Source organism: Sphingomonas flavalba (genome assembly GCF_004796535.1).
Classification (GTDB): Bacteria; Pseudomonadota; Alphaproteobacteria; order Sphingomonadales; family Sphingomonadaceae; genus Sphingomonas_L; species Sphingomonas_L flavalba.
On the sequence record NZ_SPHY01000023.1, the window covers coordinates 1 to 16,130 of the forward strand.

21 protein-coding genes are annotated in these 16,130 nt (G+C 68.1%); 8 read left to right on the forward strand and 13 right to left on the reverse strand.

Annotated elements, in window-relative coordinates; all coding sequences use genetic code 11:
• Nucleotides 1-230: 230 nt before the first annotated feature.
• From E4A53_RS13965 to E4A53_RS13980, 4 genes are read left to right on the forward strand one after another with little or no spacing between them, the layout of a single operon-like run.
• On the forward strand, nt 231-1,196 hold the full coding sequence (locus tag E4A53_RS13965; protein ID WP_136163728.1) for an Mrp/NBP35 family ATP-binding protein: 966 nt from the start codon (nt 231-233) through the stop codon (nt 1,194-1,196).
• A 41-nt stretch (nt 1,197-1,237) separates the two neighbouring features.
• Nucleotides 1,238-1,672 (forward strand): CoA-binding protein, encoded by a 435-nt coding sequence (locus tag E4A53_RS13970; RefSeq protein ID WP_136163729.1) that lies wholly within the window; start codon nt 1,238-1,240, stop codon nt 1,670-1,672.
• On the forward strand, nt 1,669-2,016 hold the full coding sequence (locus E4A53_RS13975; protein WP_136163730.1) for an MliC family protein: 348 nt from the start codon (nt 1,669-1,671) through the stop codon (nt 2,014-2,016). The genes E4A53_RS13970 and E4A53_RS13975 overlap by 4 nt, the downstream gene beginning before the upstream one ends.
• Before the next feature lie 37 nt (nt 2,017-2,053).
• The gene (locus E4A53_RS13980) at nt 2,054-3,109 is read left to right on the forward strand and encodes a sterol desaturase family protein (protein ID WP_136163731.1); all 1,056 of its coding nucleotides are present in this window, start codon (nt 2,054-2,056) and stop codon (nt 3,107-3,109) included.
• A 3-nt stretch (nt 3,110-3,112) separates the two neighbouring features.
• On the opposite strand, the gene E4A53_RS13985 is transcribed toward E4A53_RS13980, so the two are convergent.
• Nucleotides 3,113-3,574: a Fur family transcriptional regulator gene (locus tag E4A53_RS13985; RefSeq protein WP_136163732.1), complete on the reverse strand. Its 462-nt coding sequence runs from the start codon at nt 3,572-3,574 to the stop codon at nt 3,113-3,115.
• The gene (locus E4A53_RS13990) at nt 3,564-3,971 is read right to left on the reverse strand and encodes a MerC domain-containing protein (RefSeq protein ID WP_136163733.1); all 408 of its coding nucleotides are present in this window, start codon (nt 3,969-3,971) and stop codon (nt 3,564-3,566) included. Before E4A53_RS13990 ends, E4A53_RS13985 begins: the two co-directional genes overlap by 11 nt.
• Nucleotides 3,972-4,046: 75 nt before the next feature.
• Here E4A53_RS13990 and E4A53_RS13995 point away from each other — a divergent pair, with 75 nt between their 5' ends.
• Both E4A53_RS13995 and E4A53_RS14000 read left to right on the forward strand, forming a co-directional pair.
• Nucleotides 4,047-6,086 (forward strand): TonB-dependent receptor domain-containing protein, encoded by a 2,040-nt coding sequence (locus tag E4A53_RS13995; RefSeq protein WP_206366334.1) that lies wholly within the window; start codon nt 4,047-4,049, stop codon nt 6,084-6,086.
• A 390-nt stretch (nt 6,087-6,476) separates the two neighbouring features.
• Nucleotides 6,477-7,991: a TadA family conjugal transfer-associated ATPase gene (locus E4A53_RS14000; RefSeq protein WP_136163735.1), complete on the forward strand. Its 1,515-nt coding sequence runs from the start codon at nt 6,477-6,479 to the stop codon at nt 7,989-7,991.
• 61 nt (nt 7,992-8,052) lie between these two features.
• On the opposite strand, the gene pal is transcribed toward E4A53_RS14000, so the two are convergent.
• From pal to E4A53_RS14055, 11 genes are all read right to left on the reverse strand, one after another.
• Entirely contained in the window at nt 8,053-8,583 is a 531-nt protein-coding gene (pal, locus tag E4A53_RS14005) for a peptidoglycan-associated lipoprotein Pal (protein WP_136163736.1), read from the reverse strand.
• A 43-nt stretch (nt 8,584-8,626) separates the two neighbouring features.
• Entirely contained in the window at nt 8,627-9,922 is a 1,296-nt protein-coding gene (gene tolB, locus E4A53_RS14010) for a Tol-Pal system beta propeller repeat protein TolB (RefSeq protein ID WP_239018316.1), read from the reverse strand.
• A 64-nt stretch (nt 9,923-9,986) separates the two neighbouring features.
• The gene (locus E4A53_RS14015) at nt 9,987-10,832 is read right to left on the reverse strand and encodes a hypothetical protein (RefSeq protein WP_136163738.1); all 846 of its coding nucleotides are present in this window, start codon (nt 10,830-10,832) and stop codon (nt 9,987-9,989) included.
• On the reverse strand, nt 10,832-11,260 hold the full coding sequence (locus tag E4A53_RS14020) for an ExbD/TolR family protein (protein ID WP_136163739.1): 429 nt from the start codon (nt 11,258-11,260) through the stop codon (nt 10,832-10,834). The genes E4A53_RS14015 and E4A53_RS14020 overlap by 1 nt, the downstream gene beginning before the upstream one ends.
• 28 nt (nt 11,261-11,288) lie before the next feature.
• Complete coding sequence (gene tolQ / locus E4A53_RS14025; protein ID WP_136163740.1) at nt 11,289-11,981, reverse strand: protein TolQ; 693 nt, start codon at nt 11,979-11,981, stop codon at nt 11,289-11,291.
• Nucleotides 11,982-11,987: 6 nt separating this feature from the next.
• Nucleotides 11,988-12,446, reverse strand: a complete 459-nt coding sequence (locus tag E4A53_RS14030; protein WP_239018313.1) for a YbgC/FadM family acyl-CoA thioesterase — start codon at nt 12,444-12,446, stop codon at nt 11,988-11,990.
• A gap of 32 nt (nt 12,447-12,478) precedes the next feature.
• A complete protein-coding gene (ruvB, locus tag E4A53_RS14035; RefSeq protein WP_136163742.1) occupies nt 12,479-13,510 on the reverse strand; it encodes a Holliday junction branch migration DNA helicase RuvB in 1,032 nt (343 codons plus the stop codon).
• 32 nt (nt 13,511-13,542) lie between these two features.
• Entirely contained in the window at nt 13,543-14,082 is a 540-nt protein-coding gene (locus E4A53_RS14040; RefSeq protein WP_136163743.1) for a peroxiredoxin, read from the reverse strand.
• 76 nt (nt 14,083-14,158) lie between these two features.
• Complete coding sequence (locus tag E4A53_RS14045) at nt 14,159-14,347, reverse strand: PspC domain-containing protein (RefSeq protein WP_136163744.1); 189 nt, start codon at nt 14,345-14,347, stop codon at nt 14,159-14,161.
• 315 nt (nt 14,348-14,662) lie between these two features.
• A complete protein-coding gene (locus E4A53_RS14050; protein ID WP_136163745.1) occupies nt 14,663-15,070 on the reverse strand; it encodes a hemerythrin domain-containing protein in 408 nt (135 codons plus the stop codon).
• 93 nt (nt 15,071-15,163) lie between these two features.
• Nucleotides 15,164-15,454, reverse strand: a complete 291-nt coding sequence (locus E4A53_RS14055) for a 4a-hydroxytetrahydrobiopterin dehydratase (RefSeq protein WP_136163746.1) — start codon at nt 15,452-15,454, stop codon at nt 15,164-15,166.
• Nucleotides 15,455-15,496: 42 nt separating this feature from the next.
• Here E4A53_RS14055 and E4A53_RS14060 point away from each other — a divergent pair, with 42 nt between their 5' ends.
• Nucleotides 15,497-15,910: a metallopeptidase family protein gene (locus E4A53_RS14060; protein WP_136163747.1), complete on the forward strand. Its 414-nt coding sequence runs from the start codon at nt 15,497-15,499 to the stop codon at nt 15,908-15,910.
• Nucleotides 15,907-16,130, forward strand: a 224-nt coding sequence (locus E4A53_RS14065; protein ID WP_239018314.1) for an ABC transporter ATP-binding protein, incomplete at its 3' end; no start/stop codon positions are given. The genes E4A53_RS14060 and E4A53_RS14065, both read left to right, overlap by 4 nt.

The window sequence follows — 16,130 nt, forward strand, 5'->3', positions numbered from 1 at the left end:
CACGGGTTGCGCGGTCCGCCGCCGCCGGAACCGCCGCCGTCGCCGCCACCCCCGCTGCCGCCGCCATTGCCGCCGCCGCGTCCGCCCCACGGCCCGCCGCCGCCGTCGTTCAGCATCGCGTCCACCGGCGCCGGCCGGCCCAATATCTTCCTCATTCCGCCGTTATAGGGACGGCGAGGCGTGAAAAACAGTGTCATCCATCAAACGGCTGGCCTATCGGCGTCATTGCCATGACCACAGCAGACGAAATCGCCGCCGCGATCGCCCCGATCGCCGGGCGGCGCGCAGCCAGACCGCGTATCTCCGGAAACCTTGCCAGCCTGATCGTCGATGCGACCGGTCTCAATCCGCCCGAAACCGAGGCGCTGGAACGCGAGCTGACCAGGGTGGTCGGCGCTATGCCCGGCATTGCTACCGTCCGCATCGCCTTCACCAGCGAGCGGGCGACGCGCCGGCTGATCGCGGTCGCCAGCGGCAAGGGCGGCGTCGGCAAGTCGACGCTGGCCGCCAATCTCGCCGTCGCGCTCGCGGGGCGCGGCCTGCCGGTCGGGCTGGTCGACGCCGACATTTACGGCCCGTCGCTGCCCCGGCTGATGAAGGCGGAAGGGGTGCGCCCGACGGCGCGCGAGAAACAGCTTATCCCGGTCGTCACCGATCTCGGCGTGCCGATGCTGTCGATGGGCCAGCTCGTCGCGCCTGGGCAGGCGGTGGCGTGGCGCGGGCCGATGATCGGCAGTGCGCTCGGCCAACTGCTCGATGCGGACTGGGGCGCTACCGACACGCTGGTCGTCGACCTGCCGCCGGGTACCGGCGACATCCAGTTGACGATGGTCCAGAAATATCGCCCGGTCGGCGCGGTCATCGTCTCCACCCCGCAGGACCTGGCGCTGATCGACGCGCGCCGGGCGATCGACCTGTTCGCCAAGGTCAAGGTGCCGATCATCGGCCTGGTCGAGAATATGGCCGGCTATGCCTGCCCGCATTGCGGCGGGGTCAGCCACCCGTTCGGCAGCGGCGGGGCGGAGGCGGAGGCGGAGCGGCTGGGCGTGCCGTTCCTCGGCCGCATCCCGCTCGATGCGGCGATCCGCACCGCCTCCGACGCCGGCGATCCGCCCGCCAGCCACGACAATGCCGGCGGCGCGGCGTTCCGCGCCGTCGCCGACCGGCTGCACGAATGGCTTAACGCGCCGCACTGATCGGTCTATCCTGGCGGTTCGGGGGTGTAGGGAGATGACCCATGCCGATCACCGACGACGCCGGTATCGCCCGCCTGCTCGCCAACGCGCGGACCATCGCGATGGTCGGCGCGTCCAACCGGCCCGACCGGCCAAGCTACGAGGTGATGGAGATCCTCCAGCAGCACGGCTACCGCGTCATTCCGGTCAACCCGCAGATCACCGGCGACCATGTCCACGGCGAATATGTCTGGCGCGAGCTGGCGCAGCTCGGCGACCCGATCGACATCGTCGACATCTTCCGCAACAGCACGGCGGCGGGCGAGGCGGTCGACCAGGCGATCGCGGTCGGCGCGAAGGCGGTGTGGATGCAACTGGGCGTCATCAACCCCGCTGCGGCGGAGCGAGCGGAGGCGGCTGGGCTGGAAGTGGTGATGAACCGCTGCCCGGCGATCGAGCTGGTTCGCCTGTCCGTTCCACCGGTCGCCGCGACATGATCCGCGCCGCCCTGCTCGGCGCGAGCCTGCTGCTTGCCACCCCGGCGCCGGCCGCCACCGCGGTCGAGGCGCCGGGCCTGGTTTATCGCTGCGCCGACGGCACGACGGTGGAGGCCCGCTATATCGGCGCCGATCGCGCGATGGTCCGCTTCATGGGGCGGGCGATGATGATGGAAGCCGGCCCGGCCGCTGGCGGCGTCCGCTATGTTGGCGGCGGCTGGCAATGGTGGACGCGCGGGCTGCACGACGGGATGATCGCGCCAGTCCGCCCCGGCGCCGCGATCGCGGCGGAGCCGGGCCGAACCTGCACCAGATCCGGGCGGAGCCGGGAATCGGTCAATTAACGCGATTACAATGTGTTGATGGCAGATCGGGTGGGTGATGTGGAGCCTGGCGCCCGACTCTGCCGTTGCCGCCATGGCCGGTGCCGCCGGCCATGGCGCGGTCCGGCTGCTGCTGGCGCCGGCGTCGCTGGTATCGTTGCAATCCCTGCTGTTCGCCGCGTTGCTGGCGGCGCTCGTCACGCTGGCGCGGCGCCGGAACGCACGGCCGGTGCGGTTACGGGTGCTGGCACGAGCGCTGCTCCCCCGCCGGCTGTGGCGCAGCGCCTCCGGCCGCGCCGACATCGGGCTTACGCTGCTCAACCTGCTGGTCTTTCCGCTGCTGTTTGGCTGGGCCATGCTCAGCGCGCGCGCAATCGAACGCGGCATCGCCGACCTGCTGCCACAGGGGCCGGTGCCGGATCTGCCGCGCTGGCTGACCGCCGGCTGTGCGACCGTCGTGCTGTTTCTTGCCTATGAATTCGCATATTGGCTGGACCATTACCTGTCGCATCGGCTGCCGGTGCTGTGGCGGTTCCACCGTATCCATCACAGCGCCGCTTCGCTGTCGCCGCTAACCAATTTCCGGGTGCATCCGGTCGACAGCATCGTCTTTGCCAATATCGTCGCGGTGGCGACCGGGACGGCCGCGGCGCTGCTGCATCCGCTGTTCGGCGGCACGCCGCGAATCTATGTCGTCGACGGGCGCAATGTGCTGATGGTCGTCGCGCTCTATCTGCTCACCCATCTGCTGCACACCCACCTCTGGGTCGCACCGCCCGCGCCGTTCGACCGGCTGTTCCAGAGTCCGGCGCATCACCAGTTGCATCATTCGCGCGAACGCGTCCATTTCGACCGTAATTTCGGCGGCAGTCTGGCGCTGTTCGACTGGCTGTTCGGCACGCTGCTGCGCCCGGCGGCCGGGCGGCGGCCGGTGCTGGCCTTCGGCGTCGCGGGCCAGCCAGCCCGGCATGACCTGTGGACCCTGCTTGTCGGGCCGTTGCTGCCGGCGCCCCGGCGGCGCGTTCGGCGTTCACCGCGGCCGCTGCCCGTCCCCGCCCTGAAACCCGGCTGGCACCCGCCGCCACGGCGTCCGCAGGTGAAGCCAGCAACGTGACGATCAGGGCGAACAAGCGCTCGCCCGTGCCGCACCGCGTCCGTGCCGGCATCGCGCGCGCAGGCCGGGCAGCTCGACATGCGCGCGCGCCACCACGAAGCCGGTCGCCTGCCGGATCTGCTCGATCGCCGGGGCGAGGGCCGCGACCGTCACCGCCGTCACCGCCCGGCACCGGCGGCAGACCAAGACGCCGGGCCGATCCGCCCGCGCCGGCAGATAGGCGGCGAGCAGCGCGATCCGCTGAACCTCGCCACGCGCGACCAGCCGGTCGAGGACGCGATAAGCCTGGGTGGGGGAAAGCGGGGCGCCGGAAGCGACGCTGCGCCGCGTGATCGCATAGGCGCTCAGCGGCCTGCCTGCCTCGCGCAGCGTCTGCAGCACCAGCCGGTCGAGCGGGGACGGCCGCCGATAGGGCCGGCGCGCGGGTGGGCGCCCTCCGGCGGAAGCGCCGGTATCAGAGCGCATGGGCGCGCAACCGCCAGTTCAGCAGGTGTCCGGCGATCAGGAGCAGGCTGCCGGAGACCGTGACCAATGTCTCCACCCCTTCCGCCATGCCCGGTAATAGCGCCGCCGCCAGACAGCCGGCGCCGATGCAGCCGAGCACGGCGGGCGGAAGCGCCCGGTGGCGCAGATAGCCGATCCAGAACGCGGCGAGGGCGGCGGGCACGACCAGCGCCAGCGCGACATAATGGAAGGCCGCCGACGCCGCGAACAGGCCGATTGCCCCGGGCAGCAGCATCAGCAGCAGCGGCAGCGCCAGGCAATGGACGAGGCAGAGGAGCGAGGCCGAAACGGCGACCCCTTCTATGGCATTGGCCGGCCGATCACCCGTCCGTCGCGTCCGTAAATCCCGTATGCTCATGCTTTCGTCACTGCCTTTTGCGATATGTTATATCGTCGCCTATTGGCAATCGCGTTCCAAGAGCAAAAGGGGTTCATGGTGAGAAATCGCGTCCTGCTTCTGTCCGCCGCGTCGTTCCTGGCGCCCAGTCCCGCCTTTGCGGCAGCCGAGGACGCCGACGGCGTGGCGCGGGGCGACATCGTCGTCACCGCGATGGGGCTGGAGCAGACGGCGGATGAAACCGCGACGCCGGTCGTCACGCTGACCGGCGATGCGCTTGTCCATCGGCGGCAGGCGACGCTGGGTGACACGCTGGCCGACCAACCGGGCATTCATTTCGACAATTTCGGCGGCGGCGCGAGCCGCCCGGTGATCCGTGGCCAAACCGCCCCGCGCGTCGAGGCGCTGGCCGATGGCGCCGGCATTCGCGACGCGTCGGCGGTGTCGCCCGACCATGCGGTGACGACCGAACCACTGCTGTTGCGCGGCATAGAGGTGCTGCGCGGCCCGGCCACCCTGCTCTACGGCGGCGGCGCGATCGGCGGCGCGATCAACCTGCTCGACGACAAGGTGCCGACCGCACAGCCGGAAAACGGCGTTGCCGGCGTTGCCGAAGGGCGATTGGGCACCGCCGATGACGAACGCTCGCTGGTCGGCGGGCTGACCGTCGGCGCCGGGCCCTTCGCCTTTCGCGCTGAAGGGGTGCGCCGCCGTTCGGATGCCTATCGGGTGCCGGCACGCTTTGGTGACCGCCATGTCGACGGTTCGTACAACGACACGTCGACCGTCACCCTTGGCGGTGCGTGGATCGGCGCCGACGGCTATCTGGGCGTCGCCTATACCCGCCAGCGCAGCGAATACGGGCTGCCGGGTCATTCCCACGAATATGAATCCTGCCACCCGCACGGCAGCAGCCTGCATTGCGGCGGGCACGGCCACGACGACGACCACGATCACGATCATGAACACGATCATGACGAAGTGCCGTTCGTGAAACTGCGGAGCGAGCGTTTCGACATCCGCAGCGACTATCGCGATCCGCTGCCGGGGCTGGAAAAGCTCCGCTTCCGCATGGCGTTCACCAACTACGCCCATGACGAGATCGAGGAAGATCAGATCGCCACTACCTTCAAGAACAAGGCGCGCGACATACGGCTCGAACTGATCCATAGGCCGGTCGGCGGGCTGCATGGCATCGTCGGCGTCCAGCATGCCGAAAGCCGGTTCAGCGCGTTGGGGGAGGAGGCGTTCCTGCCCGAAAGCGAGACGCGCAACACCGCGCTGTTCCTGAAGGAAGCGCTGCGCGCCGGCCCGCTGCGCTTTGAAATCGCCGCGCGGCAGGAATGGCAGACGATCGAGACGACGCTCGGCCGCAGGGCCAGCCATCGTCCGTTCTCCTTCTCCGGCGCGGTCGTCTGGGACATCGGCGGCGCCTATTCGCTGGCGCTGGCGCTCACCCGCTCGCAGCGCGCGCCTAATGCGCAGGAACTCTATGCGCGCGGCGTCCACCTCGCCACCAACACCTATGAACTGGGCTCGGCGGCGCTCGGCAAGGAAACCAGCAAGGCGGTCGACCTGACCTTCCGCAAGACAGCGGGGGCGACGACGCTGACCTTCGGCGCCTATTATCAGGATTTCGACACCTACATCTACGCCGACACCCTCGACCGGTTCGAGGATTTCCGTCTGATCCGCTACACCGCCGCCGACGCGACATTCGCCGGGATCGACGGCGAGATCCGCCAGCAACTGACGCCCGGCGTCTCGGTGGGGCTGTTCGGCGACTATGTCCGCGCGAGATTGTCGCACGGACGGGGCGATCTGCCACGCATCCCGGCCGGGCGGCTGGGCGCGCGCGTCGACGGTGGCTGGGGACCGGTTTCGGCCGGGCTCGAATATTACCGTGTGTTCGAACAGGACCGGATCGCAGCCTTCGAGACGCGGACGGCCGGCTACGACATGCTGAACGCGACGGCGGCCTATCGGCTTGATTTTGGCCCTCAGGCAAGCGCGGAGCTGTTCGTCCGCGCGACCAACCTGACCAATGCCCTCGCCTTCAACCATGCGTCGTTCATCAAGGCCGCCGCTCCGCTGCGCGGCCGCAACTTCGTCTTCGGGCTCCGCGCGGCGTTCTGAGCGGCGCGGCCGCCGCCGGTGCTACCGGAACAGGTGGTCGCCGCGTGCGACGCAGGGCAGCAGTGGTTCGTTAGAGTAAGATGCCATGCGTCGGGATCGTCATTGCGAGGCGCGCAGCGACGCGGCAATCCGGAGGGCGCGCCAACTCCGCCCCGGATTGCTTGGCTCCGCTCGCAATGACGAAGCGGGACGATCCAATGGCATCAGAGTCTAATGTCGGCGTCGCCGCGCCGTTGCTCGCGGAAGCGCCCTGAGGCTGGCCGCCGCGCCGCAATCCTCGCGCCTTCGCGGGCCCCACCACGCCGGCTCCAGACGGCAGGTTAGCCAAATCTCAAAGTTTCCATCCTATTCACCCTTGCTCGTCAAACAAGCGGCGGAGTGGCAATCGGGATGAGCGCGTTCGGTAAGCGGGGTGGAATCGGTAAGACGGCCGGTTCGCGCCCATCCTTCGGTGTTGCGCGGCCGATGCAGGGCGGCGCGCCCCAGCGGGCGCCGGAGCCCCAGGGTGGCGACCAGTTCCCGCCGATCGAAGCGCTCGACGTCGCGGAAGCGCCGGCACCGGCGGCGCAAATGGACGCCATGGCGCGCCTCGCCAGCCGTCAGGAGGCGTCCGGCGAAGCCGCCCAGTCCAAGGTCGAGGGATTCGAGGCGTCGGTCCACCGTATCAAGGAACAGGTGCTGCCCCGCCTGCTGGAACGGGTCGACCCGGAAGCGGCGGCCTCGCTCAGCAAGGAAGAGCTGGCGGAGGAATTTCACCCGATCATCGGCGAGGTGCTCGCCGAACTGAAGCTGACCCTCAACCGGCGCGAACAGTTCGCGCTGGAAAAGGTGCTGGTCGACGAACTGCTCGGCCTCGGGCCGCTGGAAGAGCTGCTGTCGGACCCCGCGATCAGCGACATCATGGTCAACGGCCCGAACCAAACCTATGTCGAACGCAAGGGTAAGCTCGAACTGGCCAATATTCAGTTCCGCGACGAGGATCACCTGCTCCAGATCGCGCAGCGCATCGTCAACCAGGTCGGCCGCCGTGTCGACCAGACCAGCCCGCTCGCCGACGCCCGCCTGAAGGACGGCAGCCGCGTCAACGTCATCATCCCGCCGCTGTCGCTGCGCGGCACCGCCATCTCGATCCGTAAATTCTCGGCCAAGCCGATCACCCTCGACATGATGGCGAAGGGCGGCTCGATGAGCGACAAGATGGCGACGGCGCTGAAGATCGCCGGCGCCTGCCGCTTCAACATCGTCATTTCCGGCGGCACCGGCTCCGGCAAGACGACGATGCTGAACGCGCTGTCCAAGATGATCGATCCCGGCGAACGCGTGCTGACCATCGAGGACGCGGCCGAATTGCGGCTGCAGCAGCCGCACTGGCTGCCGCTCGAAACCCGCCCCGCCAATCTGGAGGGGCAGGGCGCGATCACCATCCGCGACCTTGTCATCAACGCGCTGCGTATGCGGCCGGACCGGATCATCCTCGGCGAAATTCGCGGCGCCGAATGCTTCGACCTGCTCGCCGCGATGAACACCGGCCACGACGGCTCGATGGCGACGCTCCACTCCAACAGCCCGCGCGAATGCCTGGCGCGTATGGAGAACATGGTGATGATGTCGGACATCAAGGTGCCGAAGGAGGCGATCAGCCGCCAGATCGCCGATTCCGTCGATCTGATCGTCCAGGTCAAGCGCCTGCGCGACGGCTCGCGCCGCACCACCAACATCACCGAGGTGATCGGCATGGAAGGCCCGGTGATCGTCACCCAGGAACTGTTCAAGTTTGAATATCTGGACGAGACCGCCGACGGGAAAATCATCGGCGAATATCGGCCGATGGGCCTGCGCCCCTATACCCTTGAAAAAGCGAAGCAATACGGCTTCGACCAGGCTTTCCTTGAGGCTTGCCTGTAAACCCAGTCGGTAACCACCCCGCCGCGGCCGATGAGGGCCGGCCGTGGCGGGGTGGTGGCGATCAGCCGATGATGACCGTCACGGCGCGCCGATTCTGCGCCCACGACGCTTCGTCCGAGCCGGTCGCTTCCGGCCGTTCCTTGCCGTAGCTGATGACGTTGATCCGCGACGCCGAGATGCCGGCGGCGGCCAGATAGTTCTTGGCCGCGTTAGCCCGGCGTTCGCCAAGCGCCAGGTTGTATTCGCGGGTGCCGCGCTCGTCGCAATGCCCCTCGATGGTGATGCGGACATTGCCGTACTGGTTCAGCCACTGCGCCTGGCTGTCGAGAATCGCGCGCGATTCGCCGTCCAGGTCCGAACTGTCGAGCGCGAAGTGGACGCGGTCGGACTGCACCTTCTGCAGGAAATCCTCGCGCGAGCCGGGAACGACGGTGCTGCCGACATTGCCGGTGTCGACCGGTGCCGGCGTCGCCTGCGGCGGCGCGGTTTCGGTCGGCGGCGGCGGGGGCAGTTGTTCCGGCGCCTTCTTGGCGCAGCCGGCGATCGCGATCAGCGATGCCGCCATGATAAGCTTGGTGGTGGTTTTGAGCATGGTCCGTCTCCTCGTTGCATAACCGGATGAGGGGTTAAAAGTTTCAGGGTAGTAACGGTCCCCACGCAGGATCGGAACCGTCAAGTGGCGTCGGTACGCGTCTTTCGTTGACTCCGGTCAGATCCACGGACCAGAGATCGGCCTTGCCGGACCCCTGGCCAGTCCGGAAAAACATGAGGACACGGCCATTTGGCGACCAGGTCGGCCCCTCATCCTGCCAGGCGTTGGTCAGCAGCTTTTCATTGCTGCCGCTGGGCGACATGACCCCGATCTGGAAGCCGCCCCCAAGTTTCGTAAAGGCGATCAGGTCGCCTTTCGGGCTCCAGACCGGCGTCGCATAGCGGCCGCCGCCGAAACTGATTCGCTGCTGATTCGATCCATCGGCGTTCATTACGTAAAGCTGCTGGCCCCCCGAGCGGTCGCTCTCGAACACGATGCGGCTGCCGTCCGGCGAATAGCTGCCGCCGGTGTCGATGCCGGGGGAAGTGGTCAGCCGTGTCGGCGTGCCGCCGGTCGACGACACGCGGTAGATGTCGGTGTTGCCGTTGACCGTCATCGAGAACAGGATCCAGCGCCCGTCCGGCGAGAAGCGCGGGGCGAAGGTGGTGCTCGCCCCCTGGACGACCATGTGTTGGCGGCCGGAGCCGACGTCGTAGGTGTAGATGCGCGGCTGGTTGCCGGCATAGCTCATGTAGACGATCGCCTGCTCGTTGGGCGAGAAGCGCGGGGTCAGCACGATATTCTGGCCGTTGGTCAGGAAACGATGGTTGGCGCCGTCCTGGTCCATGATCGCCAGCCGCTTGATCCGGCGGTTCTTCGGCCCGGTCTCGGACACATAGACGACGCGCGTGTCGAAATAGGGACCTTCGCCGGTCAGCCGGGTATAGACGCTGTCGGCGCATTTGTGCGCGGCGCGGCGCCAGTATTGCGGCTGGACGATGAAGCCCTGGCGGGTCAGTTCGGTCTTGGCGAACACGTCGTAGAGATAGCAGCCGACGGTCAGCGTACCATCGCCATTGGCGCGGACGAAACCCTGGATCAGCGCCTGCGCGCCAGTCTGCGTCCAGAACGGGAAGTCGGGAGCGGTCACCTGGTCGAAGCCGACCGGCTTCAGCTGGTTCGGGCCGAGCGGCTTGAACAGGCCGCTGTTCCTGAGGTCGTTGGTGACGATTTCCGCCACCTGCCGGCCAAGCGCGTCGGTCGGGCCGGCCGCCGTCGTCTGCGCCGTCGGTGTCGGCATCGTCGGGATGGCGATCGGCATCGGCGACGAAATGCCGCCGGTAATGTCGACCTCGATCTGCGCCGCCGCTGGCGTGGCTATGGCAAAAGCGGCAAGCACTGCGACAACGACCTGTTTCAACTGGGCCTGCTTCACTGGGCCTCTCCTCCGACTAAGCCCCGCATCAGCCGAGCTGACGCGGAATGAAATTGAGCGTTATGTCCTGCCAGCCGCCCTCGTAGAGTTCGGCTGGCAGTTCAAGCGGCGAGCAGCGCGGGTTGAGTACGGCGTTGCGCGCCACCTCCGCCATCCGCGCCTGATACATGCTGTTCGATCCGTCGACCCCGCTGAAGCCGGCGATCTCCAGCCGCTGGCGGGTGACGACGCCTTCGCGTGTCGGCTGCAGGCGCACCTTGACGACGATGTCCATCGCCGCCGTGCCGCCAAGCGGGCCGAGATCATAGCAGGGCCTGATCTGCCGGGCTATCGCCGCGCCCAGGCTGGCCAGCGCCTGCGGGCCGACGACAGCGGCGCGTGGCGTGTCGCCCGTCGCCTGGCGCCGGGCGGTGGCAGCCAGCCCCTTGCGGAAATCGTCGCCGAGCAGCGATCCGCGACGCGGCTGCGGCGTCTCCGCCCGGGCGCTTCCCACGTCACGCGCCGGGTTTCGGGACGGCGGTGCGCTCGCCTGTCGGGCTGGCGTCGGCTTTTGCGGCGTCGGCTTGACCGGAGCGGGCTGCGGTGCGGCCCGGGGGGCAGGTGCGGGCGGTGCAGGTTCCGCGGCGGTCGGCGCCGGCGGTGGGCTGTCCTGCGCCATGCCGATTTCCGGCGCGATGCTGGGCGCCGGCTCCTCGATCGCCGGCTTCGGAAAGGCGGATTTCAGGCCAATCTCGTCGACGAACTGAACCTCAACCGGGTCGTTGCGCAGCTTCATCGGATTGGGGGTAGCGAGAAAGCCGACCGACAGCAGGCCGAAAAGCAGGACATGGCCGCTGAACGCGACGCCGAGCCCGGTCTTTTCGGCGCGGGACATCATTTCGCTTCGGCGCCGGTGCTGACCAGCGCGATCCGGTTCAGGCCGGCGCGGTTCAATTCGCCCATCACCCGCATCACCGTGCCGTAATCGAGCGCGCGGTCGGCGTGGAGATAGACCTGCGGCGGATTGCCGCCGGCCGCCATCTGCTCAAGGCGGTTGGGGAAGGCGGCGACCGGCACCTGATCCTCGCCAACGAAGATGGCGCCGTTCCGGTCGAGCGAGATCATCACCGGCTCCTGGTCCTGGTCGAGCGCGCCAGCCCGGCTGTCCGGCAGGTTGACCTCCACCCCCGCGGTCAGCAGCGGCGCGGTGACCATGAAGATGATCAGCAGCACCAGCATCACGTCGACGAACGGCGTGACGTTGATATCCGCCATCGGTGCCCGGCGGCGCCCGTGGCGGCGGCTCGCAAGGTTCATCGCCATGGCATCGCCTCCATACCCGTCCCGTCCGTCATGCCTCCGCGTCCAGCTCGCGCGACAGGGTGGCGTGGAAGCCGTCGGCGAAGCGGCCGAGCCGCGCCTCCAGCCGGTCGAGGCTGTGGCTGAACCGATTATAGGCAATGACGGCGGGGATCGCGGCGAACAGGCCGATCGCTGTCGCAAACAGCGCCTCGGCGATGCCCGGGGCGACGACGGCGATGCTGGAGCTCTTCTCCGCGGCGATGCCAGTGAAAGCGCGCATGATCCCCCACACCGTGCCGAACAGGCCGACGAACGGCGCGACGCTGCCGATCGTCGCGAGGAACGTCAGCCGGCCGGACAGTTTGTCGATCTCCGCGCCGATCGCCGCGGCCATCGTCATGTGCAGACGGGATCGGATGCCGTCGCGGTCGACCCGCTTGCCGGCGGTCGAGCGCCGCCACTCGCGCACGCCGGCGTCGAGCACCCGCGCGGCGGGCAGGTCGACGCGGCCGTTGGCGTCGTGGAACCGGTCGATATCCTGGGCCTTCCAGAAATCGGCCTCATATTGGGCGGAACGCCGCGCCATGCGGTTGAGCGTGCTGCCGAAGCCGATGATGATCGCCCAACTCCATATGCTGGCGGCCAGCAGCCCCAGCATCACCATCTTCACCACCCAGTCGGCCTGGAGGAAGAGGCCAACGGGCGACAGGGTTGCGGCATCGCTATTCACGAACAGATCCATTGCTGGCTAATCGCCCTCCGTCATCAGCCGCTCGAAAATTGCGATCCAGGCGGGCGGCTGCCGCCTGGGTCGGCCATCAAGAGACAGGAACGCGGCGCGAACATCGCCCTCGGTCAAGACTTCCGGCCCGCGCCTGACTGTTTGATGAATGAGGCACGTTGCTGCCCGCAATTCGTTCAATCGGCTGACGATAACCAGATCGTCGTCGAGCCGCGCCGGTTTCAGATAACGGATGTTGAGGCCCGCTACCGCGTAAACGCCTTCACCCCGGTCGAAGGTTCCGCGCTGATCGATTCCGGCGCAGCGCAGCATGTCGGAACGCGCCCGTTCCATGAACCGCAGATAGCCGGCGTGATAGACGATGCCGGACAGGTCGGTATCCTCGAAATAGACGCGCAGCGGATAACGATGCTCGGCGCCGACGAAGCGACCGGCTGCCGGCAGGGGGTCGCTGGCCAGGTCCATAGCTTTGGTCATTAGCGATTATGCCGGGTGGCTCAACCCTCGAAGGGTAGCGCATCCTGGCCCGGCCCGGCCGGCGAAGGCAGGCCGAGATGGGCCCACGCCCGGCCGTTGAGGCAGCGGCCGCGCGCGGTGCGGGCGACAAGGCCGATCTGGATCAGATAGGGTTCGATCACTTCCTCGATCGTGTCGCGCGGTTCCGACAGGCCGGCGGCCAGCGTTTCGATGCCGACCGGCCCGCCCTGATAGATGTCGGCGATCATCGTCAGGTAGCGCCGGTCCATCGCGTCGAGGCCGAGGGCGTCGACTTCCAGCCGGGTCAGGGCGCTGTCGGCGCTGTCGGCGTCGACGGTGGCGACGCCGGCGACATCGGCGAAATCGCGGACCCGGCGCAGCAGCCGGCCGGCGATGCGCGGCGTCCCCCGCGAACGGCGGGCGATCTCCCGCGCGCCATCCTCGGCGATCGCCAGGCCAAGCAGCCCGGCGGCGCGGCGGACGACCTGTTCCAACTCGGCGACGCTGTAGAAGGCCAGCCGGACCGGAATGCCGAAGCGGTCGCGCAGCGGCGTGGTCAGCAGGCCCTGCCGGGTCGTCGCGCCGACCAGAGTGAAACGCGGCAGGTCGATGCGGACCGAGCGGGCCGACGGCCCCTCGCCGATCATCAGGTCGAGTGCGCGGTCTTCCATCGCAGGATAGAGCACCTCCTCCACCGCCGGCGCCAGGCGGTGGATCTCGTCGATGAACAGCACGTCGCCGTCCTCGAGATTGGTGAGCAGCGCGGCGAGATCGCCCGACTTGGCGATCACCGGGCCGGAGGTGGCGCGAAAGCCAACCCCCATCTCGCGTGCGACGATCTGGGCCAGGGTGGTCTTGCCCAGGCCTGGCGGCCCGAAGAACAGCACATGGTCGAGCGCCTCGCCCCGCGCCCGGGCGGCGGCAATGAACACGCGCAGATTCTCGCGCGCGGCCTGCTGGCCGATGAACTCGTCGAGCGCCCGGGGGCGCAGCGCCGCGTCGACATCCTCCGGCCGGCGCTGGGCGGCGATCAGGCGATCACTGTCGGTCATCGCTATCGCCTAGCGTCTTTCCGGTGCCGGCGTCAGCCCTTCTTGCGCGCTGCTTCCCACTTCTTCACCGCGTCGAGCGTGCCGGTGACGTGGCCGACCGGGTTCATCGCCGAATGGGTGAAGATGATCCTGCCGTCCGGCGCGATGACGTAGGAGGTGCGGTTGCTCAGCCCCTCGCGCGCCGGCAGCTTGACGTCGTAGCCGGCGATGATCGCCGGGCTGGCGGTGCCGACCGCGAACTTGTTGCGGCATTCCTTGACCGAGAATTCGTTCAGTTTCTCGATCGGGTCGGCGGACAGGCCGATCACCGTCGCGCCGTGCTTGGCGAACTCTGCGGTCGCCTCGGCGAATTCATGCGCCTCGGCGGTACAGCCGGGGGTGAAGGCGGCCGGGAAGAAATAGAGCACGACCGGCCCCTTCTTCAGCGCCTTCGACAGGGTGAAGCCGGACGCCTTGCCGGCGAGCGACGCCTGGGTGGTGAAGTCGGGCGCCTTCGCGCCCGGATTGAGCGCGGCGGCAGCGGGCACCGCGGCGAACAGAGCGGCGGCAACGGCGAAACGGGCGTATGACATGGCGCAATCCTCGAGTCCCGGGGTGGATCGCGCGATCCTTATCCTTCTCCGCCGCCGGGTCCAGAGGGCAGGTGGGTCAGCCGGCGTTCGCCACCAAGCCGATCAGCAGATAGGCGACGATCGTCGCCGGGGCGAGGCCGAACAAGGTTAGCAGTACCAGGCCGACGCGGATCAGCGTCACGTCGGCGCCGGTCATCCGGGCGAAGCCGGCGCAGACGCCCATCAGCCTGGCGTTGGTTTTGTCGAGTGCGAAGTGAGCAGGCATGGTTCTCGTCCCTGAAAAGCGGTGTGGCGGGGCGGTCAGACGATCGGCGGCACCGGGCCGACGGTGGCGGTGACCACGACGGCGCTGACGAACAGGGCGGCGATTGCCGAAAGGACCAGGCTCTGCAGTTTGGCGATCGTGAACATAACTTATCTCCTGAGTTATCAGGTCCGGATCATCCGGACGGGATGCCAAGGAGATTGCAGGGAGCGTGCCAAATGATGGAAGGACGCGGAATTGCGGGTGAACCGGGCAGAGGTGGCGAGAATCCTCTAAAAATTCCGCCTACTATTGGCGAATTTCCCCGATGAATGGTTATTCAGGAAGCAGCGGGTAGAGATCTTCGTCCTCGCGGCGGATGCGCGCCTGCAGCCGGGCGAGCAGCGCTGTCGCTTCGGCGCGGAACGCCGCCCAGTCAGCGGTCAGCCGGTCGCCCGGCCATTTGACGATATGCGCCTGATAGGCGGCGTAGAGCTCGCCCAGCTCGTCCTTCACCACCGCGGCGGCCGCGCCGAGCCGGGGCAGCGTACCGTCGGCCGCCGGCCGGTAGATATATTCGTCCTCCAGCGCGAGGTGCTGGGTGATCCGCCGCGCCAGCCGCCAGCGCAATGTCGCGATCGCGGCGATGTCGCCGGGCGCCGAGCGGTCGACCAGCGCGATCATCTCCGTGCAGAGCAGGCCGAGTTCGGCATGATCGGCCGACAGGATGGTGCGGATCGACATGGCGCAAGTTTCCCGGGGCAAATGGTTGCGCCCCCGCTATGGATCCGAAATGTTATCCAGAACCTAACAAAGGTTCGTTTTGGCGGGCGGCGATCAGCCGAGCAGCGCCTCGATCGCGTCGGCCATCGCGATGTCGCGCGCCGACAGGCCGCCGGCGTCGTGGGTGGTCAGCAGGATGTCGACGCGGTTCCAGACATTGGACCATTCCGGATGATGATCCATCTTTTCGGCGAGCAGCGCGACGCGGGCCATGAACGCGAAGGCGGCGGAAAAGTCGTCGAACACGAAACGGCGGGCGATCGCGTCGCGGGCATCGTCGTAATCCCACTCGTCGAGCCGGTCGAGCGCGTCGATGCGGTCCTCGTCGCCTAGCGGTTCGATCATGCCGGGTTCCTTCCGTGCGCCATTTGCGCCACTGTCGCAGCGATGGAACCCGAAGGTCAATCGGCGGCGACGCTGGCGCCGGATATCGCGACGATCGAGGCGCTGGCGCTGGCCGCGCTCAACCGGCTACCGGCGGAATTCCGCGCGCATCTGAGCGATATCGTCGTCCGCGTCGAGGATTTCGCCGACGACGCGGTGCTGGACAGCATGGGGATCGACGACCCGTTCGCGCTGAGCGGCCTCTACCAGGGGCGGCCGCTCAGCGAGAAATCGTCGATGGACAGCGGCGCGCTGCCCGACATGATCTTCCTCTACCGCCGCCCGCTGCTCGACGAATGGGCGGAAACCGGGGTGACGCTGGAAGCGCTGGTCACCCATGTGCTGGTTCATGAGGTCGGCCATCATTTCGGCCTGTCCGATGCCGACATGCACGCGCTGGAGGAGCTGGCCGGGTGAGCGAGGCGCGTCTGGCGTTCAGCGACGTCGCCTGCGCGCGTGGCGGGCGGATGCTGTTCACCGCCATGGAATTCACGCTGGCCGCCGGCGACGCGGCGATCGTGTCCGGCCCCAACGGCACCGGCAAGTCGAGCCTGCTGCGGCTGGCCGCCGGGCTGCTGCCGCCGGCGGCGGGGCGGATCGCGCGCGGCGGCGGCGTCGCGCTGGCCGACGAGGCGGC

Bases quoted from the DNA above. Each gene is read 5' to 3' on its own strand.
- E4A53_RS13965 (WP_136163728.1), top strand. From the start codon at position 231: ATGACCACAGCAGACGAAATCGCCGCCGCGATCGCCCCGATCGCCGGG.
- E4A53_RS13970 (WP_136163729.1), top strand. From the start codon at position 1,238: ATGCCGATCACCGACGACGCCGGTATCGCCCGCCTGCTCGCCAACGCG.
- E4A53_RS13975 (WP_136163730.1), top strand. From the start codon at position 1,669: ATGATCCGCGCCGCCCTGCTCGGCGCGAGCCTGCTGCTTGCCACCCCG.
- E4A53_RS13980 (WP_136163731.1), top strand. From the start codon at position 2,054: ATGTGGAGCCTGGCGCCCGACTCTGCCGTTGCCGCCATGGCCGGTGCC.
- E4A53_RS13985 (WP_136163732.1), bottom strand. From the start codon at position 3,574: ATGCGCTCTGATACCGGCGCTTCCGCCGGAGGGCGCCCACCCGCGCGC.
- E4A53_RS13990 (WP_136163733.1), bottom strand. From the start codon at position 3,971: ATGAGCATACGGGATTTACGGACGCGACGGACGGGTGATCGGCCGGCC.
- E4A53_RS13995 (WP_206366334.1), top strand. From the start codon at position 4,047: ATGGTGAGAAATCGCGTCCTGCTTCTGTCCGCCGCGTCGTTCCTGGCG.
- E4A53_RS14000 (WP_136163735.1), top strand. From the start codon at position 6,477: ATGAGCGCGTTCGGTAAGCGGGGTGGAATCGGTAAGACGGCCGGTTCG.
- pal (WP_136163736.1), bottom strand. From the start codon at position 8,583: ATGCTCAAAACCACCACCAAGCTTATCATGGCGGCATCGCTGATCGCG.
- E4A53_RS14015 (WP_136163738.1), bottom strand. From the start codon at position 10,832: ATGTCCCGCGCCGAAAAGACCGGGCTCGGCGTCGCGTTCAGCGGCCAT.
- E4A53_RS14020 (WP_136163739.1), bottom strand. From the start codon at position 11,260: ATGGCGATGAACCTTGCGAGCCGCCGCCACGGGCGCCGCCGGGCACCG.
- tolQ (WP_136163740.1), bottom strand. From the start codon at position 11,981: ATGGATCTGTTCGTGAATAGCGATGCCGCAACCCTGTCGCCCGTTGGC.
- E4A53_RS14030 (WP_239018313.1), bottom strand. From the start codon at position 12,446: ATGGACCTGGCCAGCGACCCCCTGCCGGCAGCCGGTCGCTTCGTCGGC.
- ruvB (WP_136163742.1), bottom strand. From the start codon at position 13,510: ATGACCGACAGTGATCGCCTGATCGCCGCCCAGCGCCGGCCGGAGGAT.
- E4A53_RS14040 (WP_136163743.1), bottom strand. From the start codon at position 14,082: ATGTCATACGCCCGTTTCGCCGTTGCCGCCGCTCTGTTCGCCGCGGTG.
- E4A53_RS14045 (WP_136163744.1), bottom strand. From the start codon at position 14,347: ATGCCTGCTCACTTCGCACTCGACAAAACCAACGCCAGGCTGATGGGC.
- E4A53_RS14050 (WP_136163745.1), bottom strand. From the start codon at position 15,070: ATGTCGATCCGCACCATCCTGTCGGCCGATCATGCCGAACTCGGCCTG.
- E4A53_RS14055 (WP_136163746.1), bottom strand. From the start codon at position 15,454: ATGATCGAACCGCTAGGCGACGAGGACCGCATCGACGCGCTCGACCGG.
- E4A53_RS14060 (WP_136163747.1), top strand. From the start codon at position 15,497: ATGGAACCCGAAGGTCAATCGGCGGCGACGCTGGCGCCGGATATCGCG.